Source organism: Vibrio mangrovi, from assembly GCF_024346955.1.
Lineage (GTDB): Bacteria > Pseudomonadota > Gammaproteobacteria > Enterobacterales > Vibrionaceae > Vibrio > Vibrio mangrovi.
In genome coordinates, this window is the sequence record NZ_AP024883.1 from 550,163 (window position 1) to 577,140 (window position 26,978).

At 47.6% G+C, this 26,978-nt stretch carries 28 protein-coding genes; 3 read left to right on the plus strand and 25 right to left on the minus strand.

The genetic code is table 11. The features are described from left to right. Positions 1-20: 20 nt before the first annotated feature. The gene (mutY, locus tag OCU74_RS02390; RefSeq protein ID WP_087482475.1) at positions 21-1,040 is read right to left on the minus strand and encodes an A/G-specific adenine glycosylase; all 1,020 of its coding nucleotides are present in this window, start codon (positions 1,038-1,040) and stop codon (positions 21-23) included. A gap of 245 nt (positions 1,041-1,285) precedes the next feature. Between mutY and trmB the strand changes: the two genes are divergently transcribed. Together trmB and glsB are read left to right on the plus strand one after the other, a co-directional pair. Continuing rightward, the gene (gene trmB / locus OCU74_RS02395; RefSeq protein WP_087482476.1) at positions 1,286-2,005 is read left to right on the plus strand and encodes a tRNA (guanosine(46)-N7)-methyltransferase TrmB; all 720 of its coding nucleotides are present in this window, start codon (positions 1,286-1,288) and stop codon (positions 2,003-2,005) included. Positions 2,006-2,262: 257 nt separating this feature from the next. Next, on the plus strand, positions 2,263-3,183 hold the full coding sequence (gene glsB / locus OCU74_RS02400; protein ID WP_087482477.1) for a glutaminase B: 921 nt from the start codon (positions 2,263-2,265) through the stop codon (positions 3,181-3,183). Between the two features lie 21 nt (positions 3,184-3,204). Here the strand turns inward: glsB and hemW are convergent, their stop codons facing one another. The 7 genes from hemW to OCU74_RS02435 form a co-directional block, all read right to left on the minus strand. Beyond that, the gene (hemW, locus tag OCU74_RS02405; RefSeq protein WP_087482478.1) at positions 3,205-4,365 is read right to left on the minus strand and encodes a radical SAM family heme chaperone HemW; all 1,161 of its coding nucleotides are present in this window, start codon (positions 4,363-4,365) and stop codon (positions 3,205-3,207) included. After that, complete coding sequence (locus OCU74_RS02410) at positions 4,359-4,961, minus strand: XTP/dITP diphosphatase (protein WP_087482479.1); 603 nt, start codon at positions 4,959-4,961, stop codon at positions 4,359-4,361. The genes hemW and OCU74_RS02410 overlap by 7 nt, the downstream gene beginning before the upstream one ends. Positions 4,962-5,048: 87 nt before the next feature. Beyond that, the gene (locus OCU74_RS02415) at positions 5,049-5,402 is read right to left on the minus strand and encodes a hypothetical protein (protein ID WP_087482480.1); all 354 of its coding nucleotides are present in this window, start codon (positions 5,400-5,402) and stop codon (positions 5,049-5,051) included. Then, a complete protein-coding gene (gene hrpT, locus OCU74_RS02420; protein ID WP_087482481.1) occupies positions 5,386-5,583 on the minus strand; it encodes an HrpT family type III secretion system protein in 198 nt (65 codons plus the stop codon). Before hrpT ends, OCU74_RS02415 begins: the two co-directional genes overlap by 17 nt. A gap of 2 nt (positions 5,584-5,585) precedes the next feature. Beyond that, positions 5,586-7,745 carry a type III secretion system outer membrane ring subunit SctC gene (gene sctC, locus OCU74_RS02425; protein ID WP_159457466.1) on the minus strand — a complete coding sequence of 720 codons (2,160 nt, stop codon included), beginning with the start codon at positions 7,743-7,745 and terminating at the stop codon, positions 5,586-5,588. Between the two features lie 103 nt (positions 7,746-7,848). Next, the gene (locus OCU74_RS02430) at positions 7,849-8,313 is read right to left on the minus strand and encodes a hypothetical protein (protein ID WP_143693293.1); all 465 of its coding nucleotides are present in this window, start codon (positions 8,311-8,313) and stop codon (positions 7,849-7,851) included. Continuing rightward, positions 8,300-8,521 (minus strand): serine kinase, encoded by a 222-nt coding sequence (locus tag OCU74_RS02435; RefSeq protein WP_087482484.1) that lies wholly within the window; start codon positions 8,519-8,521, stop codon positions 8,300-8,302. The genes OCU74_RS02430 and OCU74_RS02435 overlap by 14 nt, the downstream gene beginning before the upstream one ends. Before the next feature lie 411 nt (positions 8,522-8,932). Here OCU74_RS02435 and OCU74_RS02440 point away from each other — a divergent pair, with 411 nt between their 5' ends. Next, positions 8,933-9,241 carry a HEPN domain-containing protein gene (locus OCU74_RS02440; protein ID WP_087482485.1) on the plus strand — a complete coding sequence of 103 codons (309 nt, stop codon included), beginning with the start codon at positions 8,933-8,935 and terminating at the stop codon, positions 9,239-9,241. Between the two features lie 252 nt (positions 9,242-9,493). Here OCU74_RS02440 and OCU74_RS02445 read toward each other — a convergent pair whose 3' ends face one another. The 17 genes from OCU74_RS02445 to OCU74_RS02525 form a co-directional block, all read right to left on the minus strand. Continuing rightward, a complete protein-coding gene (locus OCU74_RS02445; protein WP_087482486.1) occupies positions 9,494-10,765 on the minus strand; it encodes a T3SS effector HopA1 family protein in 1,272 nt (423 codons plus the stop codon). 161 nt (positions 10,766-10,926) lie between these two features. Continuing rightward, the gene (locus tag OCU74_RS02450; RefSeq protein WP_087482487.1) at positions 10,927-11,349 is read right to left on the minus strand and encodes a type III secretion system chaperone; all 423 of its coding nucleotides are present in this window, start codon (positions 11,347-11,349) and stop codon (positions 10,927-10,929) included. Positions 11,350-11,764: 415 nt separating this feature from the next. Next, positions 11,765-12,310 carry an RNA polymerase sigma factor gene (locus OCU74_RS02455; RefSeq protein WP_087482488.1) on the minus strand — a complete coding sequence of 182 codons (546 nt, stop codon included), beginning with the start codon at positions 12,308-12,310 and terminating at the stop codon, positions 11,765-11,767. Positions 12,311-13,098: 788 nt separating this feature from the next. Further along, positions 13,099-14,196, minus strand: a complete 1,098-nt coding sequence (gene sctU, locus OCU74_RS02460) for a type III secretion system export apparatus subunit SctU (protein ID WP_087482489.1) — start codon at positions 14,194-14,196, stop codon at positions 13,099-13,101. Positions 14,197-14,255: 59 nt separating this feature from the next. Then, entirely contained in the window at positions 14,256-15,050 is a 795-nt protein-coding gene (sctT, locus tag OCU74_RS02465; RefSeq protein ID WP_087482490.1) for a type III secretion system export apparatus subunit SctT, read from the minus strand. Position 15,051: 1 nt separating this feature from the next. Further along, the gene (gene sctS / locus OCU74_RS02470) at positions 15,052-15,312 is read right to left on the minus strand and encodes a type III secretion system export apparatus subunit SctS (RefSeq protein ID WP_087482491.1); all 261 of its coding nucleotides are present in this window, start codon (positions 15,310-15,312) and stop codon (positions 15,052-15,054) included. A gap of 27 nt (positions 15,313-15,339) precedes the next feature. Further along, positions 15,340-15,993 carry a type III secretion system export apparatus subunit SctR gene (sctR, locus tag OCU74_RS02475; RefSeq protein WP_087482492.1) on the minus strand — a complete coding sequence of 218 codons (654 nt, stop codon included), beginning with the start codon at positions 15,991-15,993 and terminating at the stop codon, positions 15,340-15,342. A gap of 3 nt (positions 15,994-15,996) precedes the next feature. After that, positions 15,997-17,220 (minus strand): FliM/FliN family flagellar motor switch protein, encoded by a 1,224-nt coding sequence (locus OCU74_RS02480; RefSeq protein WP_087482493.1) that lies wholly within the window; start codon positions 17,218-17,220, stop codon positions 15,997-15,999. Further along, positions 17,201-17,725 carry a hypothetical protein gene (locus OCU74_RS02485; RefSeq protein ID WP_087482494.1) on the minus strand — a complete coding sequence of 175 codons (525 nt, stop codon included), beginning with the start codon at positions 17,723-17,725 and terminating at the stop codon, positions 17,201-17,203. The genes OCU74_RS02480 and OCU74_RS02485 overlap by 20 nt, the downstream gene beginning before the upstream one ends. Then, complete coding sequence (locus OCU74_RS02490; RefSeq protein ID WP_087482495.1) at positions 17,722-18,189, minus strand: hypothetical protein; 468 nt, start codon at positions 18,187-18,189, stop codon at positions 17,722-17,724. Before OCU74_RS02490 ends, OCU74_RS02485 begins: the two co-directional genes overlap by 4 nt. Continuing rightward, complete coding sequence (locus OCU74_RS02495; RefSeq protein ID WP_087482496.1) at positions 18,176-19,537, minus strand: FliI/YscN family ATPase; 1,362 nt, start codon at positions 19,535-19,537, stop codon at positions 18,176-18,178. The genes OCU74_RS02490 and OCU74_RS02495 overlap by 14 nt, the downstream gene beginning before the upstream one ends. Beyond that, the gene (locus OCU74_RS02500; RefSeq protein ID WP_159457467.1) at positions 19,537-20,457 is read right to left on the minus strand and encodes an FHA domain-containing protein; all 921 of its coding nucleotides are present in this window, start codon (positions 20,455-20,457) and stop codon (positions 19,537-19,539) included. The genes OCU74_RS02495 and OCU74_RS02500 overlap by 1 nt, the downstream gene beginning before the upstream one ends. Before the next feature lie 207 nt (positions 20,458-20,664). Then, a complete protein-coding gene (locus tag OCU74_RS02505; protein ID WP_159457468.1) occupies positions 20,665-21,831 on the minus strand; it encodes a GGDEF domain-containing protein in 1,167 nt (388 codons plus the stop codon). Further along, positions 21,824-23,911, minus strand: coding sequence for a type III secretion system export apparatus subunit SctV (sctV, locus tag OCU74_RS02510; protein WP_087482499.1), 2,088 nt, complete (start codon positions 23,909-23,911; stop codon positions 21,824-21,826). Before sctV ends, OCU74_RS02505 begins: the two co-directional genes overlap by 8 nt. A gap of 15 nt (positions 23,912-23,926) precedes the next feature. Then, complete coding sequence (sctW, locus tag OCU74_RS02515) at positions 23,927-25,057, minus strand: type III secretion system gatekeeper subunit SctW (RefSeq protein ID WP_087482500.1); 1,131 nt, start codon at positions 25,055-25,057, stop codon at positions 23,927-23,929. A gap of 236 nt (positions 25,058-25,293) precedes the next feature. Beyond that, positions 25,294-25,671 (minus strand): hypothetical protein, encoded by a 378-nt coding sequence (locus tag OCU74_RS02520; protein WP_087482501.1) that lies wholly within the window; start codon positions 25,669-25,671, stop codon positions 25,294-25,296. A 167-nt stretch (positions 25,672-25,838) separates the two neighbouring features. Then, a complete protein-coding gene (locus OCU74_RS02525; RefSeq protein WP_159457469.1) occupies positions 25,839-26,924 on the minus strand; it encodes a hypothetical protein in 1,086 nt (361 codons plus the stop codon). Positions 26,925-26,978 lie beyond the last annotated feature (54 nt).

Below are 26,978 nucleotides of genomic sequence, written 5' to 3' on the forward strand. Positions count from 1 at the left end.
AGTCCGCGCTCCTGCCAAGTTCATCGGCTCTCAAGGTGACGGGTCAGGAATTTTTTGATTGGTGTCGGGAGCCCGAGATTGAAGATCTCGCTTTTTTCAATCCACTGATGCCGGGGTTCCATTTCACCAAGGCGTTCAATAGTCCAGACATTGGCATTCAGCTTGTAGTGCGTAAATGTGTGCCTGAAAGAGCCTTTGAGCTGTACGTGTTCACCGAGCTGTTCCGGTTGCAGATGAATTTGCGGCAGGCACCAGAGCGATCCCCATATGCCGTCTTCAGCCCGTTTTTCCAGCAGAATCTTATTTTCAGACTCGATCCACAGAAACTGCCCGGCTTTAGTCGGGATGACCTTTTTTGGTTTTGGTGTGGGTAAATCCTGAACTCTGGACTGTTTCAGAGCCAGACATTCCGCCCGGAAACAGCACTGTTCACAGGCCGGATTCTTCGGTTTGCATACCATCGCTCCGATATCCAGCAATCCCTGAGCGAAAGACCGGTTGTTGGTCTCTGGAGTAAATGTCTCTGCCAACTGCCAGAGCTGTTTATCAACCTGAGTGGTTCCGGGAATGCCATCGATGGCAAAGAAACGGCAAAAGAGTCGTTTGACGTTGCCGTCGACAATCGGACCGTAACGATTGTAGGCAAATGATGTGATGGCACCGGCGGTGTATCTGCCAACGCCGGGAATGGCGAGCAATTCTTCCAGAGACTCAGGGAATTTACCGTGGTGGTGCTCCATGATGAACCGGGCAGCCTTACGCAGATTTCTGGCTCGTGAGTAGTAGCCTAATCCCTGCCAGTGTTGCATCACCTCATCTTCAGACGCCTGAGCCAGTATTTCAACAGTAGGGAAATGCTGCATCCAGTTGTTAAAATAAGGAATCACGGTTGCAACCTGAGTCTGTTGTAACATGATTTCAGAAACCAGAACCCGGTAGGGTGTTGGTTCCTGTTGCCACGGAAGATCATGGCGGCCATGGGATTGTTGCCAGTTGATCAGGCGTTTGTGAAATTGCTGAGGGAGAATCGGATATTGCATTGCTGGCTTCACTGTTGAGCGGATGAATTTATTCAGTGTTATATAAATATGGTTATATGAATTTTGTTCTATGGTTGTTCTGGTATTGATGAAACAGTGCTGATTGCAGCATAGAAAAGTTGCGTTGTAAAACACATAATTTATACGGTTTTAAACATAATTTTCTGTTCAGGACTTGAACCGATACGCATTCTTTGGATAATCACACCTCCTTGTGTCCGGGAGTGAGAAAACAGGCAAGAACCATGAGTGAAGTAACGACCAACGAATATACCGATGATGGTAAAGTCATGCGCAAAGTTCGCAGCTTTGTGCGCCGGGAAGGACGTCTGACCAAAGGTCAGGAAGCTGCGATGAATGAATGCTGGCCTCTGATGGGAATCGATTTTCAGCAGCAACGACTTGATTGGCCGACGGTCTTCGGCAACGACAATCCCGTGATCCTGGAAATCGGATTTGGTATGGGAGCCTCTTTGGTTGAAATGGCAAAAAATGCTCCGGATAAAAACTTTATCGGTATTGAAGTTCATAGTCCGGGAGTCGGTGCCTGCCTGGCTTCGGCCCGGGATGCCGGTGTTACGAACTTACGGGTGATGTGTCACGATGCCGTTGAAGTGTTCGCTCATATGATCCCGGATAACAGTCTGCATACTTTGCAGTTGTTCTTTCCTGATCCATGGCATAAAAAACGCCATCATAAGCGTCGTATCGTACAGCTTGAATTTGCTGAAATGGTTCGTCAGAAACTGATGACCGGAGAAGGTGTCTTTCATATGGCGACAGACTGGGAAAATTATGCTGAGCATATGATTGAGGTGATGAATCAGGCGCCCGGTTATGAGAATGTCGCGACTGATGGGGATTTCATTCCTCGTCCGGACAGTCGTCCGTTGACCAAATTTGAACAGCGTGGACACCGTCTGGGACATGGCGTATGGGATATTCAGTTCCGTCGTGTAGAATAAGATGCTTTAGTTAATGAATGTTTTGGTATGAAATACCAATAACGTTGGATTGATCAAGGTAACGAAAAATTATTCTCGTTAAAATCCCGAACCAAAAAAGCCAGCATTTTCTATGCTGGCTTTTTCTGTGCTCATTGATCTGATAACGATAAGAAATCACTGAAGAAATCAGTGAATGATAACAATAATTAGCCCGATGTTTATGCATGTCGAACCGTGTATGTTCCGACTGAGGGCAGGAAAGTAAAGTAACCCAGATGAAACTGACAAACGAGATACTGACTGAGATATTAGATGAAGTACGTCCATTGATCGGACAGGGGAAAGTTGCCGATTATATTCCGGCTCTGGCAGAGGTTCAGGCCGACAAACTTGGTATTGCGGTACTGACCAATCAGGGAGAACTTTTTCAGGCTGGAGATGCTCTGGAAGGATTTTCTATTCAATCAATTTCTAAAGTTTTAAACCTGACTCTCTCGATGGGACTTTATACTCCGGATGAAATTTGGTCCAGAGTCAGGAAAGAACCTTCAGGACAGGCATTCAATTCGATGATCCAACTGGAGGTTGAACACGGAATTCCCCGCAATCCATTTATTAATGCCGGTGCAATTGTTGTCGCTGACATGTTGCAAACCCGTTTGTCCGCACCCCGGCAGCGGCTGCTGGAATTCATTTGGGCACTGAGTGGCGACAATCATATTGTCTACGATAAAAAAGTGGCCCGGTCTGAGATGAAACATAGTGACAGAAATGCGGCTATTGCATACCTGATGCGCTCATTCGGTAATTTTGAAAATCATGTCCTGCCGGTACTGGAAAACTACTTCCACGGATGTGCCCTGAAAATGAGTTGTGTGCAGTTAGCCAAGACATTCAGTTATCTGGCAAATCAGGGTGTTTCAGTGTTGACTGAGAAGCCGGCCATCACTGCGATTCAGACGAAACAGATCAATGCACTGCTGGCGACCTGTGGTTTGTATGATGAAGCCGGTGAGTTTGCTTACCGGGTCGGTATGCCGGGGAAATCCGGAGTCGGTGGTGGGATCGTTGCGATTGTTCCCGGTGAAATGACGATTGCCGTCTGGTCTCCCGAACTCAATAGTTCGGGGAATTCTCTGGCTGGCAGTAAAGCGCTGGAACTCCTTTCGGAGCGGATTGGGCGATCGATTTTTTAGATAGCAGGAAGAAGGATATGTTTATCCCTCTTCCGGCATAAATGCAGCCAGTAAATCATTGAGGAAAAGTTTGCCACGCTCTGTGATTTGCCACGTTTGCTCTGTCTCTGTCAGAAATCCCTGTTGTCTGGCCCATTCAATGGTCGGTTGAACAGTTGCAAGCGGTAATCCTGTCGTTGCCGGAAAATCCTGTTTCGGACAAGGCTCAATCAAGCGGAAGCGATTCATAAAGAACTCAAAAGGCCGATCGGTTTCCGGAACTTCTGTTTCACTATCCAGATAAGGTTTGAGCAGGTTCAGATAGCCTTTGGGATGTTTTACTTTGGTAGTGCGAATGATCCGGCCGTCAGAAAAACTGAGTTTTCCGTGAGCGCCGCAGCCAATACCGAGATAATCACCGAAGCGCCAGTAGTTCAGATTGTGCTGACACTGGAAGCCGGGTTTGGAGTAACCGGAAATTTCATACTGAACATAGCCTGCCTGAGTCAGTTTCTGATGTCCCTGTTCAAAAATATCCCATAAAAGATCATCGTCCGGCAGACGGGGAGGCTGGGAGTAGAATAGCGTATTCGGTTCAATCGTTAACTGATACCAGGACAAATGTGGTGGATTCAGAGCAATTGCCTGCTCCAGATCTGACATTGCCTGTGGCAGTGTCTGGTCCGGTAAGCCGTGCATTAAATCCAGATTAAAGCTTTTCAGACCGATTTTGTGGGCAAGATGAGCTGCCCGGATCGCTTCATCCGGCCCGTGAATCCTGCCGAGTCTGGTTAGTTTTTCTGCATCGAAACTCTGAACACCGACCGAAATCCGGGTAATACCAGCTTGTTGATACTGAGCAAAACGTTCTGCTTCAATGGTTCCGGGGTTGGCTTCCATGGTGATTTCAATGCCGGGCTGAAATGCCAGCCTTGATTTTACCCCGTCGAGCAGCCTTTTGATTTCTCCGGCACTGATCAGGCTGGGTGTTCCACCACCAATGAAAATCGAATGGAGCGGCCGTGGTGCTTCGCTGAGTTTATAGCGCTGAATATCCTGATCAAGATCTTCCAGAAGTGCATCAATATAAGCCTGTTCCGGAATACCGGATTTCAGGGCATGAGAATTGAAGTCACAGTATGGGCATTTCTGGACACACCAGGGAATATGAATATACAGACTCAGCTTCGGCGGGATTAGCATGTTTGCTGCTCATTCAGCTTCTGCATCAGCAGTGAAAGTGCCTGACCCCGGTGAGACAGCTGTTTTTTCCGGGCTGGAGGAAGTTCTGCCGATGCACATTGTTCTCCCGGAACCCAAAATACAGGATCATAGCCGAATCCGTTATTGCCGCGGGATTCATGCAGGATTGAACCTTCCCAGACACCGTGACAGACCAGTGGCGTCGGATCTGCTGCATGTCTCATAAATACCAGCACACAATGGAACCGGGCGGTTCGCTGCTCTTGTGGAACTTCTGCCATCGCGGCCAGCAGCTTTTCAATATTTTTCTGATCGGTGGCTTCGCTTCCGGCATAACGGGCCGAATAGATTCCCGGAGCACCTTTCAGGGCGTCGACTTCAAGGCCTGAGTCATCGGCAATCGCCGGTAGTCCGGTTTCAGCCGCAGCATGGCGCGCTTTAATGATTGCATTTTCAATAAATGTTGTACCTGTTTCTGCTACGTCAGAAACATTGAGATCTGTCTGTGCGAGCACTTCAAAACCAAACTCTGCGAGAAGATCCGACATTTCCCGGACCTTTCCCTGATTTCCGGTGGCTAAAACGATTTTTTGCATGATTGATGTGTTTTCTTGAGATAGGCAAATTTAAGCCATAGTGTACCTTGCCCCACTGAGTTGCATCAATGGGGAAGTATGAGGTCATTATGATAATCCGGCGAGTTCTATCAGGCATGATGCTGCCTGATGGATCATATCTTCCTGACTGACTGAATTATTCTGCGGCACAGGATGCCAGAGCTGCCAGTGACCGGTTGGACTGACTAATGGTATACACTGATGATATTCGGCAGGCTGAAGGTAGCGAAGTTGCAGAACTTTCCTGATCCATGCTTCACCAAACTGGTTTTTACTGACTTCCAGCCGTAAGCCATATTCTCCCTGATCACTGGCATATGACAGCGTTGCTGATGATGTTAGTGAGAACGTATCACCGGGTGAATAGGCTGCCTGACGCAGCCACTGCTCCAGACGATTATCATCAATGAGTGAGATCATAGGATGTGGTTTCCTCTCCATCTTCCAGACCATGTCTCATTCCTGGCCCCCACCAAATGACCAGTGAATTGGCAGTCGATAACGGGCGGTCACACTGAGTCACGGTACATTCCGCTGTTTCTTGCGGGACGCTGGCACATCCGGCAAGCAACAGTAATATGAGAGAGATAAAAATACGCATGATCACTCCTTGTCCTGATTATCCGGGATTTGGCTGATTTCATCGAATCCCTGAAGTTCATTGATTTCGTCAGTACCGCTGATGGTTGTCGTTTCATCAGTGTCGCTGCTGTCCGTTGTTGGAGTCTGATTTTTGAGCAAAGAAGTTCTTGATACCCGGTTTGTCTCTGGCAAGCGGACTGCCAGCATGATTTCTGATGAAGCGCCGGGAGAAAGCAGCGTATCGGGCCGGACTGCAACTGCAAGTGTGTCCCGGTGTGAACAACTGGCTTCATCGAACCGAACGGTCTGAGCCCCTTGGTTCTCGACCATGCCGACTAATAAAGCGAAACGTTTACTTTGATACCATTGCAGGTTTTTCGAGGAGAATTCAATATTTCCTTTAGCACGGCAATAGTGGTTCAGTGTTTGTGGTGCCGTTTCTTTGGCTGAAAATCCTTCCGGCACATAAAGACTGCTGAGATCGCCTAATGCTCGCTCCACTTCTACCCGGCTAATATTCAGTGATTTCTTTTTCTGCATTGCTTTAGCCAGTGCTTCCCGGCCGTCTTCAGAGACATATTCCAGAGGATTCATTTCGGTTCCGACCAGACGAGGCGTAATGATGAACAGACGTTCCTGATTGGACTGACTCTTTTTCTTGTAACTGAAAAGGTTACCTACGCCGGGAATATCTCCCAGCAAAGGAACTTTATTATTCTGTTGGGAATTCTGGGTAACTTTGAAACCACCGACAATCAGAGAACGGTTGGTTCTGATGATAGCCTGAGTGCTGATTGTGCCGCGCCGGACCGAAGGAAGATCAGAGTTATCTTTCTGGTCAATATTGCCGTCTTCTATATCCAGAGAAAGCTGAATCAGTTTTTGTTTTGTAGAACCAATTAACCGGGGAATAACCTGCAAACTCGTTCCGGCAGTGACAGACGATACATTGGCAACCCGTTCACCGACACTTCTGATATAGGCGGTATTATTGAAATCGATCACCGCAGGCTGGTTTTCTATCGTCAGAATTGATGGATTTGAAACCAGTGAGGCTTCACCTGCACTTTCTAACGCCCGGATTTGTGCGAAGAAGTGATGAAAATCCTGAATCAGAACCGTTGCCGCCGTACCATTGGCGAGAAACGGGGCATTACCGGAAGCATTGAAGCTGGCTTCCGTACTCCCAGCTCCAGCCTGCCAGTTAATTCCCAGCTCATCGAGTTTATTTTTATCAATATCCAGAATGATCGCATCAATCTCAACCACGCTACGAGGTTGATCCAACTTATGGATTAAGCGTCGGTACATGTCTTTCTTGCTGTAGTCGTCCCGAATCAGGATGGCATTATTACGGGTATCCGCACTGACCGTGGAATTTTTATGCTTATTCTGGTTGAGCTGCATGTTCAACTCAGCCTGACTCATGCGTTTGTTGTCAACGGCATTCTGAATCCTTGTTTCAGCCAGATTTTGCATACTACTCAGGGCTTGCAGACTTCCGCTTAATGACGTATCTGTCGGACTGACGGAGAGAGGATCGTCCTGCTTTTTGCTTCCCAGCAACTCACTGAGCATGGTTGCGACGCCGTTGATCCGGATCGTTTTATCCCGGAACTTGATTTCCCGGTCATCTGCCAGTGCATACTTGAGCGGAAAAACCATCACTTCCAGTTTTTCTTCGCCTTTCTTTTTCTTTTTGCTGAGTTTCTTGATGAAATTGACATAGCGGGTCGGGCCGGAAACGATCACTACACCTTCGTCAGGCAGTTCACCCCAGCCAAAACGTTTATCCAGCAAACCGATCTGAGTCAGAGCTTCTTTTAAATCGGCAACGGCATCTTCAGAGACTTCCAGACTAGCTGATGTCTGATCTTCCAGCGGGCTGATATAGAGCGTGCCATTGTAGACAAACCAGAGAAACTGATATTCCAGCGCCAGACGATCCAGATAGGCTACGGCGCTGTCAGCCCGCACTTTTCCATCCACAGTACCCGATACCTGTCCCATATCCAGTTTGACACCAAAATTTTTGGCAAATGCAGCCAGTGTGTCTCTGAGAGAGTCTTGCCGGGCATCGTAGGCAAAGGCGGTTTTTTTCCAACGATCAGGGACTGCGCCCTGAGTGGTCATACTCCACAGGGCCAGACATAAAGTCAGGGTGAATGAAATCCAGCGCATACTTTTCCTCATCAAGTCATGTCTCTGGCCGCAGGGGCCGGTGGTTTGCTTGGGTATTTACTAATCCGTTTCGTATTTACAGATACATGAGTGGTCCGGACAACTAAAAAGTTCTCAATTGTTGCGACAGACTTTGCGGAAAATGAGTGGTGTGCATCGAAATAGCCGGTGTTCTGCGCGGACCATTTTGTCCGGCAATCAATTCTTTCCATACCGCGGTCTGGTTCGACAGGCTTTCGATGACATTTAATGTTTTCCGGCTATCGTGTTCAGCATCTTCGCTGAGAGGAATCCATTGGCTGAGCACATAACCGGTTTCCGGGTTGTAAGCCGGAACACCAGTAAAGTGAGAGAGTCCGGCTCTGGTCAGGTTTAACAGGAGTTCTGGTTTCAGACTGCCATCACCGAGTGATTCCAGATCGAAAGCACAGCGGACACCAGCGGAGATTTTGCAAAGTTCACAACGATGCTGATCGATATCGAAGCTGAGTGTCTGTGCTGACGAATGAAGCCAGCGGGTGATTCCCGCCAGCATGTCGTCGACGGAAAACATGTCAGCGGATTTCATTGATGATCGCTTTAGCAAGGTTATGTTTGACCTGAATCTCCTGATTCATTGCCCAGCTTGCGGTTGCATTCTTTTTCATCGCGGCATTGAAAGCGTAGATGTCATCAATCGACGGGTTGTCCAGATTGGTCACGATATCATCCATGTTCTTAACGGTTCGCTCAAACTGCAAGTCCAGACGGTGACGAACGGCATTCACTGAAGACATAATCATTCCCTCTTACATGTTGGGTTTCAGGTGCATTGTCCAATAAGGGACTCTTTATGAGTGGTCATCAGAAAAAAACGGTTCCATGAACTGGTGCAGAGCGCGCATCCACTGATGAGGACCGACGCCTCAAGTCCTGAGATATGACGCACAATCAGTTTTGTGGTTTCAGAAACATGGGTGACATGTGCGCCAGTTTATCTTTCAGAGATTCATTTTCTTTAGTTGGACTCTTGCAAAGTTCAATGGAGTGATGAAATCAGGGATGATTTTTCAGGATTGTATGAGCAGGAGCGAATCAATCCGTCCCTGATAACGAGCACCGAAGCTGAATAAAAAATGTTTCTGGATACTCTTGTCGTACAAGAGTATCTGGGGCGCTTGTGGGTATATCATTGAAATTGAAAATGTTTGAGCGCACCAAACCCATCAGAGCTGGCTTGTACTTTACTCGTCTGTACCAACTATTTACCCAAATCCCACAATATTGAAAAACTAAGTAAGCTCTGTGCGCAAATTGATCCCAAATTTGCTGATATCTTCCCGATGGATAACAAGTTCCATCGCCGTAGCTTCCGCCGTCTGCAACGAGCTTATATCGATGCCCGCTATTCGGAGCACTACGAAATCACAGAAGAAGAACTGGATTATCTGGAAATGGAAGTGCAGCGATTACGGGATTTAACGGCAAAGGTTTGTGGTGAATGGATAGGTCAATAAGTGGCTAAAAAACGGCGAGAAATGTTGGTAGATTGTTAACGTTAAAATTTGTTTTTATAAATCAATTGGCTACAATTAGAGTGTTCCCCGTATGCACGGGGATGAACCGTTTATGGATTACCTGATTACCTTGGTAGCATTGTGTTCCCCGTATGCACGGGGATGAACCGAATAGCTTGTTTACGATAAGAAGTAGCCATTTGTGTTCCCCGTAGACACGGGGAACATCGTTTTCTATCCAATCAGGAACCTTTAATCCTCCGGCAACTGAGATGTCGCCAGAAATGCCGGGTTTTCTTTATGATAGCCATGGGCGGAAAAAGTATCGGTCATTTTCTGTTCCAGCGAACCGGACTTCTTATTCCGGATCGCTTCATCAATGACGATAGCACGGGAGCGGCAGTAGCTTCCTCTGGCCTCTTCATTATCAATATCGGATAGCTCAGCATAGTTGAATCCGGTTTCGACCGGATGCATCCCTATGGTGTGGTGATTGACGAATGCTTCCGGCGGCATCAGTTCTTTTATTCTGCCGATCATTTCTTTGGCCTTCTTATAGTCCGGATGCATATAAATGATCGCTGATTCTGTCCGTTGTCCCTGAGATGTCGGTGCAATCACTTTTCCTGCGGTGTGAGGATTGCGGGAAACAACGTGAGAGATAACTTTCCCTAACTGAGCCGCGTATTCGGGCTTAACATTGATGGTAATACGAGACGGTGCTTTATCTTCCGGGAATTTCTGATCTAATCGCTCAATCCGGATATTTGAGTCAGAACCTGCACTATGAGGCGCCCGGGCTGTCTGGCTATAAGGAATTTTTACCGGGGACACATCGGTGAACTGCGATCGTATTGAAAGCCGACCTTCATAATGCTGGCATACTTTATCCATGGTATGCACCATATGTCTGGTTTGTTGTTCGTTCAACGGCTTCAGGTTTTTCGGGCAATTATCAGAGAGTGTGGTTTCAATATCACTGCTATCTCTGGAAGGAAGCTTCTTATAGGCTGCACCGGCTTCTTTTGTTACCGCCAGCAACGAGCTTTTTACCTGTGCGGAGGAGGATGAATGCTTGGTGTTACTTGAACTGGCAATATCTGACGCTTGCTGTTTTTTCACCCGGGGCGGAGTTGCAAAGGCCGGGACATCTGCTGCCGGCGTTTCAGTTTTCCGCCCCGGTGTCCGGAAAGGCTGAATCTGAGGTGGTTGTGGTGCATGATAACCAGCTTTGAGTGGTGATGGCTTCTTATTCAGTACTTCTGCAATTCGGGAGCTACGAGAAGATATATGACCATCCGATAACCGGTGACTTAACAATTCCGAAGCTGACTGAAAGAACCCCGGTTTGTGTTCATCATCCCGTTTTACCTGAAATTCACCAGAGGTCTGCAGTTTTACACTATAAGTCTGACCGCCAACATTGATCTTACCCTTTAATGCAAATACCAGGGGATTGACATCAGACTGTCTGAGCGCCTCCACACTGGAAAAGGTTGGTGTATGGCGAATATTCTGTGGCATATCGATTCTCTGTCTTGAAATTGATGAAAGCTTCGCTGTGATTTCATTTCAGGTATGTATGAACAATGACTACAGCGTTTGTCTGACGGGATGGTAAGTCTGATACCAGTTTCTGAACCGCTGGATGACAATACGGTATCAGACTTATTCCTGAATTTTCCTTAGTGTTGTACTGTTTCTCGTAACAGGTCTGTCGTGAATGCCCGGACATCTTTTACCTGTTCAATGAACCCGACTAAGGTATCAGTAAAGTGTTGTTCATTAGTCTTATCCAGTGGTAGTACGTGACAGAGGCACAGTTGATCATTTTCATCGATTGCGAGCCAGCAGCCTTGCATTGCACTGATCTCAAAGTTAAGCAGGAGCATTTTTCGCATTGCCTGCGGAGTCACTTCCGGAGGAAGTTTGAGTAAAGAACAATGGAAAATGATGTTATCACTGAAATCGGGAACTTCGACAATCGCCGTTTCCTGATGGTTGGTATCAAACAGAGCACAGACACCATCTTTGAGAGAAAGTGATGCGTTTATTGTCTGGCCAAAATGCTGGATGAGCTGATTGGCTTTGAGTTGATGTGGGGTCATGATCATTCCCTATTAATTCGGTCATATAAAAGCAAAATGTTTATCGAAAACCTGTCTGGGAAGTTTTGACTTGCAGAGATACGGATAAACGGCCGTCCGAATACAACTTCACAAGTACAGGAACGATGTATAGATTGAGTGAACTTTTATGCATTGCAGTTCCCGGCAAGATCTGAATGACCTCAACATTCTGCCGGTGAAGATATTATTTGGGGGAATTCAGGCCTGCCTCCGTGGTGATCCGGTTGATATGGTGTGCCTTTGGAGTAACGGGCAATACTGTAGAAATGTATTGCCCGTTTGTGTGAAACTTGTCTGAGCCGGGGCTGATATGCTGACAATGTTATTCCGTGTACTGGTTTGACAGCTCCGTCCTGAGGATCCAATTCCGGAGCTGCCAGTCGCAGGCCATTCGTTAGTCCAGATAACGTTTGAGTACCTGACGTGCCCGGGACAGACGTGAACGGATGGTTCCGATCGGTACACCAATTTGGGTTGCCGTATCCTGATAGCTGTAATCGCCATCTACAATCATTTGCAGAATTGATTGAGTATCTTCAGGAAGGCTGTCCATTGCTTCGACTGTTTTGACCAGCATCCGTTCATGCTCAACAAGAATTGCCGGATTTTCTTCAACTTCAGCCTGAAGATCACAGACAATTGAATCGGTCATTTCTTCCAGATGAGTTTGTCCATAATGCTGTTTGAAATAGTTTCTGGTGAGGTTTACGGCAATACCAAATAACCAGGTTTCGGGTTTTGAGCCGCCATTGAATTTTTCTTTACAACGCATCGCTTCCAGATAGGTTAGTTGTAATACTTCTTCAGCATCTTCTTTATGCCAGATTCTTTTTTGGATAAAGCGTCTAAGCCGTTCATTCTGGCTTTGGTATAAAGCCTCGATATTTATCGCAACTGGTTTTGGAGAAATCGTATTAGATATCGAATTGACGTTTTGCATAGTGAGTACCTATTTTAATTTTTTATTCAGGTGGTGTTTTTATTGTGGTTTATTCTATGAGTAATAAAAATCTCTAATCTGTTCCCAAAATATTTATAAATAATTTTTTTAGCAATATGTAATTAGGTGTTTAAATAAAAAACGTCGTTTTTAATTGGAGTTTTAACTCTTGAGTGCCATGCTTTATGTTTTTTAAATCAATAATATATAATGATATTACTATCCGTATATATAGTGCTTGATAGATTTTATCTATAGATGAAATAGATTTTTTCTATGAGGGAAAAATAACAAATTTATGACGGTTTTATATTGTATTATATAGGGTGTAGGGAAATTCCTACAGAATATGTAAGTATTGTTTTTTTAATAGGTAGATAATTATTTATCTTATATTTGATCTTGCATTTGATCATTTATTTTTAATGGATCTTTAGTGCTTATACTCTATTTTTTAGAGTGTTAAATATAATATATTTTGTGATTTTTTGATGGAGTTCAAATTATAAAAACAGAATACCATGCGTGAAGTTTCATTATTTTTGTGAGAACAATTCTCAATAAGGTATTTACTTGAATGTAGACCATTCTAAATAAGTAATTACTTATTTATGATAAAGATACAGAAATATTTCAACATATACTCAGGTAACTTTAAAACACGGAGTCCGATCGCCTTCAATTGGTTCTGCTCAAGGAAAACTCCGGCAGAAATGACATGCTTTTTCTGCGGCATTTAGTGGACCGACGAATCTATCCGGATACCGTTTCAATAGATACCATCGAACTTATAAGTTCTCTAAGTCAGGGATATGCAGCACTTCATCATGGACGGCATTCTCATCCAGCTCTCTGATGACCTGATATATTTTGGCGACGTAGCGTAAAGTCTTCCGGGGAATGTAGTGGCCTGCTTCTTCTTTATATAGCGTTCGCGCCAGCCAGATAAAGCGAATGACCGGAATGTTTTTCGCTTTAGCCTGAGCAATGAGATCCAACGCATTGTCGTCCATCCCTTTACAAACAATCCGGGGCAGGGGAGTTTCTTCTGCACGGTAGTATAACCCAACTGCAAAGTGAGTCGGGTTTACCACCAGAGCATCAGCATCACCCAGATCTGGCTTCTGTTGTGGCGGCGGTCCGTCTTCCGTTGCCAGCCTTCTGGCTTCGGAACGGCGATGACTTTTGGTATGTGGATCTCCTTCAGAGTTTTTATGCTCGTTTTTGATATCGTCCTTACTCATTCTGAGACTTTTGATATGGAAATATTTTTGCATACCAAAGTCGATTCCGGCGATAACTAACAGCACCATCAGACAGGTTCTTTCGATTTTGGTGAAGATAAGAATTAAACCATGCCAGGAGGTGTTGAGATCGGTCTGAGGCAGCTTAATCAGTGTGCTTAGCGCCTCGGAGATTAACATGTAAATGATCAGCCCCAGCGTGATTGCTTTTACAACACTATTGAATAACTCGAACAGTTTTTTACCGGAAAACATGTTCTTCAGCTGATTGAAAGGGTTCAATTTATTGAAGTCTACTTTCAGTGCTTCCGGAGCGAACAGAAAACCGAACTGTATCCAGGCACCAATCAAACGCATGATGACTGCAAGAGCCAGAACAATGATGATCATAGAAAGTGCAATTGTCAGACATTGAATTGCCGTTGCCTTGGCTGCATACAGAAAAGGCTGATTCATGAGCGCAAGAGGTGCAGCGACAATATTCTGCAAATTGCCCATACCGGTTTCGACCATCGAGAGAACAACTTCGATGATGACCGCAGCAATCAAGAGCTTCGGGACATCCTGACTTTGGCCGACCTGGCCTTTTTTGCGGGAGTCTTTCAGTTTCTTGGGGGTGGGTTTTTCTGTTTTTTCACTCATCGCCTTGATCCGAAATGTGATGGTTCTCTGAGGTCACGATATTTGGGGTATCGAAACAGCTATGGGACTGAAAATAAAAGGCGGAAGGTTGTGGAGAAGTTCAGCCATTGCAGATTTCTTTCTCCGGCCAGATAAAACAATGTCGGCATATAGAGAATCAGAAACATTAGTCCGGCCAGACATTTCATCGGCATAGAAAGAATGAACACCTGGAGTTGGGGACTATACAGGCTCAATAGCGCCATACCGAATTCAATAAACAGCAGCAACCCGACCAGAGGAGAAGCGTAAAGCATCATGTCATGAAATGTGTCGGACAGAAGTTTGAGATAGACATCCGGAGCATCTGGCTGAAGTACAGGCAACCATTCGGTTGGCGGCCAGATCAGATAGCTGTCCCAGATCACCTGAAGTAGTGCCAGAAAACTACCGGAGGTGATGATCATAACGATCAGCGTTTGTTTAAACAGAAATCCCAGTGGTGTGAAATCCTGACCGAGACTCGGGTTTAGCTGACCGCCCATCAGAGCTCCTCTTTGGTTATCGAACAAAGCACCGACGGATTCGAATAGCCAGAATGGAATCGAGAGCAGAATACCGATTAACGTACCAAGTAAAGCCTCTTTAAAATACAGAGCAAATAATGTGGCCCATGAATGATCCTGAGGAAGTGCACTATGAATTCCGGGCGAGACCAGTAACGCCATGATGACAACAATAGCGTAGCGTAACATTCCTTTTAGTTCATGAAAGGAGAACACGGGGATTAATAAGAGACAGGGATACAGACGGGCCATTGCCAGAGTGATCGCCAGTATCCAGTCCGTTAAATGATATATCCCCTGAAATGGCATTTCAGTGTCCCGTCAGTGCAATGGAATTGAACATCTGGCCGGAGAACTGAATCAGTTCGACACCAATCCAGCGTCCTGTCAGAGCCAGAGTCATTGAAACGGCAACCAGTTTGATGGCAAACGGTAGCGTCTGATCCTGTACCTGCAACAGTGCCTGTAACAGAGAAACGATAACACCGACAAGCACTGCCACCAGTAACGGAGGAGCGGAAAGCATGACAACCAGTATCATTCCTTGTTGAAACAGAGTCAGCGTATCCATAGCAGTTCCTTCACCATTTGGGAGTTATTACATATACGAATAAAACAGGCCATTAAGCAGTCTTTCCCAGCCATCGACCAGAATGAACAGCAGAATTTTCAGCGGAAGTGAGATTGTCATTGGAGAAACCATCTGCATCCCCAGAGCCAGCAACAGGTTCGAAACGATGAGATCAATCACGATAAACGGAATGTAGATCAGAAAGCCAATCTGCAACCCGGCTTTGAGCTCCGATAACATAAATGACGGGATCACAACCATCAGATCATCTTTGGTCACTTTCTGAGCCATCTCTTTCGGCCAGAGATTTGCGGTGTTATCCATAATGTGAATCAACACATCCGGATTGGTATTGCGCACCATGAACTGTTGTAGCGGGCCGACCAGATGGTTCACGCTGGTTTGCATAGTTTCCAGAGAGCTGAAGTCGGGTGGTGTCTCTTTGACGCGTTCACCGATATCTTTGACTACCGGAGCCATGACAAAAAATGTTGCTGCAAGGGCAATACCATAAATCGCCATGTTTGGCGGCACCTGCTGAACACCCATTGCGTTTCGGGTAATGAGCAGTACCATCGAAATTTTCAGAAAAGCACTACAGACAATCAATAGAATTGGCAGCAGAGAAAGCCCTCCGAGGAAGAGGGCAAACAGCATTGGATCGATCTGTCCCAGATTCATTCATCAACCCTCTTGTATCGGTTGAGCATTTTGGGATGGCAAGGTTCTTTGTGATGATAATGTACTTTGAGATGATGAGGCACTTTGAGATGTTAAAGAAACCGAGGTCAACTGAATGCCCAGGCGTCCTTCAACTTCGACAAGTTCTCCCCGGGCGATCGGATGATGTCCGTGATAGAGTGTCGCATGTCCGGCAGCTTCTCCGGTGGCGACCAACACACTGCCGACATGAATCTGGGAGAGTTCTTTCAGACTCATGGTGATCTGACCAGCCTGAAGTTTTAATGTGACCGGTGTATCGGATAAATCAGCTGTATTACCGGCTACGGTAACCTCTTCTCTCTGGTAACCTGATATTTCGCTTTCTCTGGAGTCGTCATCGTCTGCGTAATTTTCTCCGGCATACATCTCTGCTGAATAACTTTCATTTTCTTCAGGGAATGTATGGTCAGTCTGAGCATATTCATCGTACATAGTCGTATCTTCCGGATGAGCTTTTTCCAGATGAGTGACCAGATAAGCAGGTTGAGTTCCCTGTGAATGATAACGGAGTTGTAAATTTCGGCTGGCGATTGTCAGTGAGCCTTCTCCGGTGACTGAAAAATGCGGTGTCGTTGGGATCAGGACATCTCCGGAAGAGAGCTGACGTAAGGTCTTTTTTGTGAGTTGTAACTGACCGAGGCTGACGGATGTGGTGAAACGGAGTTCTGATAGATCGAGCGTTGAGCAGGGCTGCCAGACGACACGATCCAAAAGCTGTTCGAGAGTTCTTTCATCTAGATTCAGTTGGATCGTTCCGGTATTCACACCCTGTTGCCATACCAGTTCGTACTGAGCGACGGATTCTGGCTGAGATGATACCGGTTCGATCTTGGCGAACAGGTGTCTGAAATCCGGATACAAGTGATGATTATACAGCGCGGTATACCAGGCTTCTTCCTCCGGTTTACTCTGCTCTGGTGATACAAAGTGTGCGGATGAAAATAGATTCAGCAGAGATTCGGCATATTCAGACTCCAGATGAATGATCCCGATGCCGGTCCGGATACTTATCCAGCCTTCGGAGCTGGGTGTTGATAAAGAACGTCGCAACGTCAGACGGACAGACTCTCCGGCAGTTGTCTGACATTGGGTGTACATTCCCCGTCCCAGCCGATTCGCGGCATACATCTCATGTGAACTCACAGGACGTAGTTGGCGTAAATAGTTAGGCATTTGATGCGTCATCGGATTCCTCCTCCTCGCGTAAAAACAGTCCGAGAACAACCGGACTTTCCAATGATTCGCTCAGACGCTTATGAATGGTCGTCTGAGAACGTTTGGCATACGCCAGAGCTGCCGGACGCATAAACGTCAGATTAATGTGCCAGGTATGATCCTGTTGGGTGGCTTGCATGCGAACTTCCCCGAGGTGGGGCAGTAGCAGCATGCATTCCATATCCTGACTGTTTTCCTGAATATGTCCGGCTATTTGCTGAACAGCAGCGTTGAGTATCAGAGGTTCATGGGCCTGACTGTGGTGAGCCGGGCGATACAGTGGTTCTGATTCATCAGCGCCTGAGGATTCAGCGCCAGTGACTGCAAACAGTGATGCAAATAGTACTGAGTCTTCAATACTGACGGAGTCAGACCGATGGGTCTCTGTATCCGTTTCTGTCAGGTGATGTTCCCCCTCATGGACCGGCCTCTGACGGGAGGGTTGTATGGCTAAACTGGTTTGGGACAGACTCACAATGATTCCTCGATTTTCTGGGCTAAGATTTTTAGCCGTTCGTTCTCCAGCTGGTGGAATTCAACTTGCTTTTTGGCTGCTTCTACCTGAGCTTCCTGTTTTTCCAGTGACAGGCGTAACTCATTCAGTTCACTGTTGATATTGTCCAAATCCTGCAATAATTCCCGCTCTTCTCCCATCCAGTCTTTCAGGGACTGATGGCTGATTTGCTGGTTCTGGTGATTTTCAGAAAGCTCCTGTCTTCTCTGCAAATGTTCCTGTTTACGCTGTTCAAGCTGGGCTTCTTTCTCCGCCATGAGCTGGTGGATCCGGGCCAGTGCCTGTTTTGCCCTGCGGAGTTCCCGCTCACTTTTGCGCAAACGGTGATCCCGGATAGGGGAGAGTACCTTCATCCGGGCCTTAAATTCGGTGAGCTCAGGATTGAGATTCTGAGGCTCTTCGAGAACAAATCTACGCCGACGCATGAGCGGTTAACTGCGCCAGGTGACTGAGGATTTCTTCATAGGCCATCGGCTCCCGCATTGACTGTTGCAGAAACTGATTGATACCGGGTTGAAGATTGACGGCCTCATCGGTCAGCGGATTATTTCCCTGTTCGTATTCTCCGAGCTGAATCAGCATCTCAACGTCTTTATAAGCTGACATCAGATTACGGAGCCGGCCTGCGCACTGAAGATGTTCTTTGTGGGTTACATTGGTCATCGTCCGGCTGATGCTGCCCAGCACATCAATTGCCGGATAATGGTTTTTCTCAGCCAGCTTCCGGGAGAGAATAATGTGGCCGTCCAGAAGTGAACGGACTTCGTCGGCGACCGGGTCTCCGGCGATGACATCGCCTTCGATGAGTACGGTATATAAGGCGGTAATTGAACCGGCGCCTTCCATGTTGCCAGCCCTTTCAACCAGACGGGGTAGCATGGTGTAAACCGATGGCGGAAAACCTCCTCGTCCCGGCGGTTCTCCTGCAGCCAGACCGATTTCCCGTTGTGCCCGGGCAAAACGGGTCAAAGAGTCAATCAATAGCAGAACGCGTTTTCCTCTGGCTCTGAAGCCTTCCGCGATTGCAGTTGCGGTTGAGGCTGCCCGGGCCCGTTCCATACTGGTTTTATCCGATGTAGAACAAACCAGTACCGACTGACGGCGGAGTTCTTCATCTAATTCATGATCGAGAAATTCCCGTAATTCCCGTCCCCGTTCCCCAATCAGGCCAAATACGATGACATCACAGGGCATATTTCTGGCCAGTTCGGCCAGTAGGGTGGTTTTACCGCAACCAGCTCCGGCAAAAACACCGATTCGCTGTCCTTCTCCAATCGTCAACAGGCCGTCAATGGCCCGGACGCCGGTTGGCATCGGTGTACTGATACGTGGCCGCTCCGTCGGAGCCAGCGCATCATTAATGACGGGATAAGAAGATTCATCCTGAGCCAGCGTAAATGCCGGTTGTGGCCCCTGTAGCAACCGGCCAAAGCCATCAAGCACTGAACCGAGTAATGAATCATCACTCTGAATCCGGTGGTCCTGGAAATGTGGTGTAATTAAGGCTCCGGCTTCGATCCCTTCCAGCGCTCCCAATGCAGAAAGCAGAACGGTATCTGCATTAAAACCAACAATTTCTGCCAGAACTTCTTTTCCATCATTGCCATGGATGGTGCACAGATCACCAATACGGGCAAACGGCAGATGGCTTTCCAGCAGTATTCCGTTGATCTGAATGACTTTCCCCAGAATTTCGACCGGATTAATCTGAGATAACCGATGCGTTTGGGTTTCTGTCCATTGCTGTAACCGATCTGCTGTTGTGACTGTCATTACCAGCGCACCTCGTAGTTGTGTTTCCCTTTAAAAGTCACCTTGTCCGGTTCAATGGATACCAGACGTACGCCATCGAGTTCATCGCCGATGAACAGGCGGGTGCCGTCGCTGGTGACAACACTGCCCATCGCGCCTGAAGTAATCTGGACGATTCTGAATGGCAACTGGGCTGAGAGTGAAGTGATCTGATTGTCGAGCTGAAACCCGGTCTCGAACTGTTCGTGGAAACGAATCACCATTCGCTCTAGACGATCACGCTGTTCCGGACTCAGAGAACCACTGAGCTGTACCGTGTCGCCGTGGATCCGGACGGAAACGGCTTTATCCAGTTCCCGCTCAGTCAACATTTTCTGTAACTGGACTCTGAGTTCCGGGCCTGAATCCAGTTTTTCCTGTGGTGCGGATTTGGTACTGACCCAGGCTTGTTGAGCTCCGGGCGGATCTAACGCGACCTTTTGCTCCTCAGATGGAGACAGTGCAGCCCAGGTACTGGTGGCGACAATGGTCACAGCACTGATGAACCCCAGAGTGAACGGGATTACAGAGGTCTTTTTCTGTGGAGAAGCCGTATCAGCGGAATCGGATTGTTCATGGTTGACTGCTTCTTCATCGTCTTCCGGCCATGGTGTTGAGGCTTCGACGATGGTCATCCAGATGCCATTTAAAGCAAAAGCAGTATTGGGCTTCAATTCATCAATAGTATCTACACGATGGCCTTCGGTATCGGTAATCCGGCCCTGTTCTCCTGATAATGTCCAGCCACTTTCTGTCGGTGACAGGCGACAGTGCTGTGGTTTAATTCCCGGATCAAACAGAACCAGATCAGAATCTTCTTCTGTACCTATGCTCCATTGGTTCCCTATCAGGGGTAAAGCTGCGCCACGGTGCAGTCCATTCAAAACACGTAATTCGTACATGATGACAGCTCTCTGGTCAGTCATTAGAAGATGTGATGACAACCTTCGGCGATGAGAAGTGACTGAATCAATGCTTCAGCCGAAGGGCTTTTGATCATTAAGTGGCATGTGAAGCGCGGGAGTTCCCGACGAGAGAGGATCTTTCAACGGGAGCTTTGTCGGGTGAGTTAACCTTTTATGGTTGAATTCTGTTCAATCTGAACGAATTCAGATTGAAGCAGCTTTTTGATAGAGAATACAGTTGTCACTGTTTTTGCGGGTCTGAGCCAGCGCGTGAGTTGCTCCGGATAACAGCGAATGGAGATCTTCTCTGTCGCCAAGACTGTGGATGCCGATGCGTAATTTCAGTCTGACACTTTCTCCTGAGAAGTTGAATTCATGGCGGGAGATAAATTCCTGAATACTTTTGGCGACGCTGTAAGCGGCACTTGAATCGTGTTCTTTAAGCATGATGATAAATTCATCACCGTCCCAGCGACACAGCAGGTGTGGAGTATTTACCAGTTGACGCAGAGAGCTGGCGACCTGTTTGATGAGAATATCACCAGCTTCCGTGCCATAGGTGAGATTGATATGAGTAAAGTCATTCAGGTTAATCAACATCAGCGATAGTGATGTCTGATGGTCGACTGATTCCCTGAAAATCGGTTTTGACAGCAGAGCAAAGCCTTTCCGGTTTGGCAGGGTTGTCAGTGGATCAATAATCGACTGAGCCAGACTTTGTCTGCGCCATTCACGGACTGTCTTCCGGGTGAAATACCGGACCAGAAGAGTCAGAAGCATTCCTCCGCAGAGTAATACATAGATCGGAAATCCTGAACTTTGAAACCAGCCCGGCATGACGATGTCTCCGACAACCAGAGCCGGGCTGCTATTCAGAGGAAGAGCAATTAACTGATGTGTACCGTCCGGGGCTGAATAAGTGGCATGATCCTGACCTGCGAGCAAGTGTTCGATCGCGGGTTTGAGCTCGGGAAGATACTGAAGCTGTTGGCCTTTTTTCGTCTTTAGCGGCCCGCCTTCACCATCGGTCAGAATCAACTGACCGGTTTTATCGATCAGATAAAGCGGAGACTCCAGATTATTTCTCATGCGTTCCATGATCAGCTGGATTCGTACCCGTTCAGGGGAAGGAAGGGTATGAACCGGAAGTCCGGACGGTAGCGTATCAAGCGTTTCTTTTAACAGCCAGACCGAAGCTTTGAGGTGTTTGAGTGCTTCTTTCCGCTCTTGCCTGACATTATAATTTCCCAGATACCAGCTCATTCCGATGATCGTAAGCAGAACGAGAAGGGTCAGACGTCCCGGAAGCTGTGAGGCAAATGTACTTCCGGGAGAAATTAATAATCGGTTGTTATCGTTTTTTTCAGGCATCAAGTGAAATACGTCCCAATACGTTAACTTGTGAGGTACTTTGCAGTTCTGAAAAAGACAGAACCGGCACATGATTAAACTCATCTTGTAATAGATTGCGCAAAATTCTGCGCAGATCCTGAGCAACTAACAGTACAGGTTTTGGGGCCGCCAGAACCGGGAATGCATCCCTGAGTTGCTGAACCAGCATATGGCTTGCCTCCTGTGACAGCGCAAAGAAAGACTCTGTTTGTGTCTGACGCAGCGAATCACGCAGTTGTTCTTCCGTTTCCGGAGTCAGGAGCCAGACATGCATCCCTGTCGGTGTACTGTACTGATGACAGATTTGAGCTTTCAGGCTGACCCGGACATAGTCTGTCAGAGCACCAACATCCCGTTCATACTGCCCGTGTTCTATCAGGGCTTCAGCTATCGGACGAATGGCGCGTAAAGGGACACTTTCCGATGCCAGACGCTGAAGTACTGCGGCAAAACGAGATGTAGGGAGCACCCGTTGTAACTCCTGAGCCAGTTCTGACTGTTCTGTTTCTACCCAACTTAGTATAGCTTTGGCCTCCTGTAAACCAATAAATTGGGGTCCAGTGGCAAAGAACAAACGCTCTAAACGTTCGATAATCAACATGATAGGAAGAATGGGGTTCATTTCCTCATTCTGAACCAGCGGGTGGTTGAATTCATACCAGAACCAACGTTCTTCATCCCGGTCAATATCTCCGGGTTCTCCTTCTTCCTGATATTCTTCCGGAACCAATTGTGCTTCGATGGCAACTTTACTCGGTGAAAATGTGGCGCTCATGGCCGGTACTTCATAAACACAGAAGCGGAATTCATCTTCGGCAAGTTCATCATTGTAATCAATATCAAACGAAGGCAGCGTGATGCCGTACTGGTTCACAACCCGGTTACGGCAGCGGCGGGCCTGACGAATCAGTTCAAGTGTGAATGGATCATCCGGGGTACTGCGACACGGATGGAATTGCAAAACGTAGGCTCTGGCTGGGTTGAAGCGGCGTATATCTTCTTCACCGTTTTGCTCTGGTGGTGTGTCTGCCGACATCTGGTATTCTGCCTGTATTTGCAGGATACGCCGGGCTTTAAATAACTGAAAGACACCACTGGTGAGTGACAGACCGGCCAGCACCATAAAGATTATGGTTGGCATTCCGGGAAGGATGGCAAATCCTAACATACCACAGGAGGCGATAATCCAGGCTTTTGGCTGACTGGTGATCTGTTCGGCCATTTCCCGGCCGATATTGGCATCCAGTGATTCGTTATCCGGTGCAACCCGGGTAATAATCATCCCGGCAGTTAAAGAAATCAGTAAGGCAGGAATCTGAGCGATCAAACCATCCCCGATCGTGAGGACTGAATACAAGTGCATTGATTCAGATGCAGTCATATCATGTTGTAAGGTTCCGACGGCAAATCCGCCAATCAGGTTAATGGAGACAATCACCAGCCCGGCAATCGCGTCCCCTTTAACGAATTTCATCGCCCCGTCCATTGCCCCGAAGAGCTGACTTTCTTTTCCGAGTTGCTCCCGGCGGAAACGGGCATCTTTGGCATCAATCAGTCCGGCTCTCAGATCGCTATCGATCGACATCTGTTTACCGGGCATGGCATCAAGCGTAAACCGGGCTGCCACTTCGGCCACCCGCTCAGAACCTTTGGTGATTACCAGAAAGTTCACCACTGTCAGGATCAGGAAGATAACCAGACCTACAGCCAGATTGCCGCCAACAACGAAGTTACCGAAAGCTTCTACGATATCTCCGGCATCCTGTTCGAGCAGGATCAGTCTGGTGGTTGAAATCGAGAGCGCCAGACGGAACATGGTTGTAATCAACAGAACAGCCGGAAAAGAAGAGAACGCCAGAGGGCCGGGTAAATACATCGCCAGTGCGATGAGCAAAGATGAAAGACTGATGTTGAGCGCAATCAGAACATCCACTAATCCGGTCGGCAGGGGAATGATCATCATAAACACGATTGCGATCACGAATGCGGCTCCGACGATCTCGGAACGTTTCATTGCACTGATAGCAATACGGTTCAGTAATAAAAATAGTTGATTCATGATGAAGTCCAATACTTATTCGGGGTTGAGGACGGGCTGGGATTGCTGAGTCTGCTGTGCCGCTACCTGAGCCGCATGCTGTTGTTCGTAATGGGCATACTCGGTCATCATCCGCAGGACCAGATTCAATGTTCCCTGACGGGCTTTACCATCTTTCCAGACTGGCAGAGGCAATTTTTGGATCAGTGGATACAGTGAGTTCAGGAACTTCACATGATTGAGTGGTGAATTCCCCACGGTATCATCACTAAGAGATTTAATTTCCCTCGGATAGACACTCGACTGGGTAAACTCAAGCAGGCGGCGGGTCAGACGGGGAGCCGTCATATCTTGCAGAATGTGCTTGGCCGCCAGTTTGGTCAGGATCTCTTTACATCCGCCCAGAATTCCGGTTAGTTGCTGACTTGCAGTCAAGTCCCGCAGCATAGCCCGCAACTGTCCTGAAGGAAGTGACGGAAACTGAGAAGAAAGATCATCGGTCATTGCCCGGATCAGGGTATGAACACCCTGAGAGAAATGCGCTTCATCAAACTGGCTTAACAGTGCATCGAAGATAGCAGCCAAAGAGCCCTGACCAACAATGTTCTGATAATAGAGGCTGCGCATATTCTGGCGCTGTTGCGGATCCTGAGTGAACAGTGCTAAGGCCTCAGCTGTATTGATTCCGGCTCTGACTTCCTGACCATGTTCCTGATTCAGTTCCTGTAGTAGTTTTTGCAGCTGGTTGAATTTTTCAGGCTGATTCTGAGCTCTGGCGCGGTGCATCGCGTGCTGAGCCAGAATATCAGCTTTGGCCGGATCACCATCTGACATTTTCAGCAGTAGAGAAAGAGACAGTTCCTGTTGTCCCATAGCCAGCAGCTTTCTGATATCGCCATCCAGATTGCCGGATTCGTGGCTGGTCAACATGCCGTAGAGAGCCTGAAGTTTCTCTATTCTCTGTAGCATTCGGGGTTTGACTGAGCGCTCATCCAGTGATTTGCTGTTTCTCTCCACACTCTCACTAAATTTCATGGAGATCTCTTCCATGGCGTCAGACATATCTTCCATTGGAGGATGAGGGGCCGCCGTTTTTGCTACCGAAGTTGGTGGTGGCGTATATAAGGCTTCCAATGAATTTGTATTTGATATGGAATGAATACTCATATTAAAAACCGTCGCTCATAAGTCTGTAATCATGAGTGGTCAGGAGAAATCAATGGTTCCATTTGAATGGCTTGACCTGCCTTGGGTAACAGCCGGATGGTTATTTTAAGCTCTGCCAGAATAGGGTGTGGCAGAAGTTACAGTAAATAAAGTGCATTGTATTGCATATGTGGAGTGAAGATTCAGCCGCTCTCCGTATCACCTGGACAGAACATTGAGGAGAGCGGGGGAATGAGTTACATCCGGCTGTTCAGGATAATTTGCCCGATGTGTTCGATAACCCGGGCGGCTGCCAAAGCGACGTCTTGCTGAACTTCGTCTTCCTCCCGGACTTCACTGAGAAAACGTTCTTCCATTGATTCCAGATAACGGGAAAAATCAAATTGCTCTGATTGTTCTGCTGGAAGAGAAGCTTTCCCCAGTGTTGCATTAATGCGTTCAACCACCAGAGAAATCGCATGTTCAAAAGCCTGGCGCTGTTCTGGGTTCAGGTAACCATCCCCATTCTCAATCAGCTCCAGCCAGGTTGCTGGTGTTGGCGTGTCCTGAACCATGTTCATTGTTTGTAGTGGCTGAGACTGAGCTTGTGACGACTGAAAGTTATGTTGATCCATGGTTTGCTCCATTATATTCGGATACGTAAGGTTTTCTGAAAACCGACGGATAGCGAACAGGAAGGGAATTACTGCCCCACCTGTTCTGTTCATACCAATCGCAGTAATTTCTGAACGTTTAATTACTTTGATTGGTATTATTCCGCAAATAATCCATCTTCTGAGACTTAACTCAGTGTGAATGACAGTTCGGCTTGTGGTCCTGCCTGGCCTTTTGTTGCTCCGGCTCCACCACCAAAGATACCGCTGTTGTTGTCCATCATTTTCGCGACAAGTTTCAGCAGGTCTTTGAACATATCGTCGATTTGGCCACCGCCGTCTTTGGTTGGACTGATGGTGTTTCCTAGTGCGTTGCTGCCGGCACTTTTCATCAAAGAATTACCAATATCGACCAGACTCCGGCCTAAATCCTGAGTGGTCATGCCACCAAGACCGCCAGCACCACCTAAACCACCAGCGCCGCCTAAACCACCGGCTCCGCCACCAAGACCACCAGCGCCGCCTAAGCCACCTGCGCCTGCGCCACCCATATCTCCAAGGCCGCCGGCACCCATACCGCCACCAGCACCGCCCATACCGCCGGCACTTCCTGCACCACCGATACCATCGATGCCACCAGCGCCAGCACCTTTATCGCCGCCACCTGCACCTTTACCGAGATCGCCGCCTTTCATCATCATCATGAGCATCATCATCATGAGCATTTTCAGCATATCTTCTGTGCCCATCTGACCATCAGCGCCTTTCGAACCACCTTTTCCCTGACCGCCGGCATCAGCGCCGTCTTTATTCAGGAATTGGTCCAGCATTTTCTGGAGCATGTCACCCAGATCTGAGTCCTGCCCTCCGGCACTCCCCATACCGCCAGCACCCTGGCCTCCACCAAGTCCCGGACTACCTGCACCCTGACCGCCGCCAAGTCCTGGAGCGCCACCACCCTGACCAATACCTCCGGGGCCACCGGCACCTTTAGCACCACCGGCTCCCTGTCCTTCCTGAGACATTTTGAGTAGTGCTGTGACCAGCAGTTCGACCAGTTTCATCAATTGCTCATTCTGTCCGCCACCTGCTGCACCTTGTGCACCGTTGGAGCCTGGTGTGCCGAAAAGATTGACCATGTTATCCATTCCCAGTCCGCCATTCTTGAACTGAGATATTCCTGATGTCGCATCAGACATTCCTGTTGAGAAGTCGGATGAACCGAAACCGCCTATTCCACCTCCGAACGAGCTGGATTGAATACCTAAAGACATAATCGTCCCCTTCCTGTTGATATAAAAATCAATCTCATCGCCGAATGAAGATGA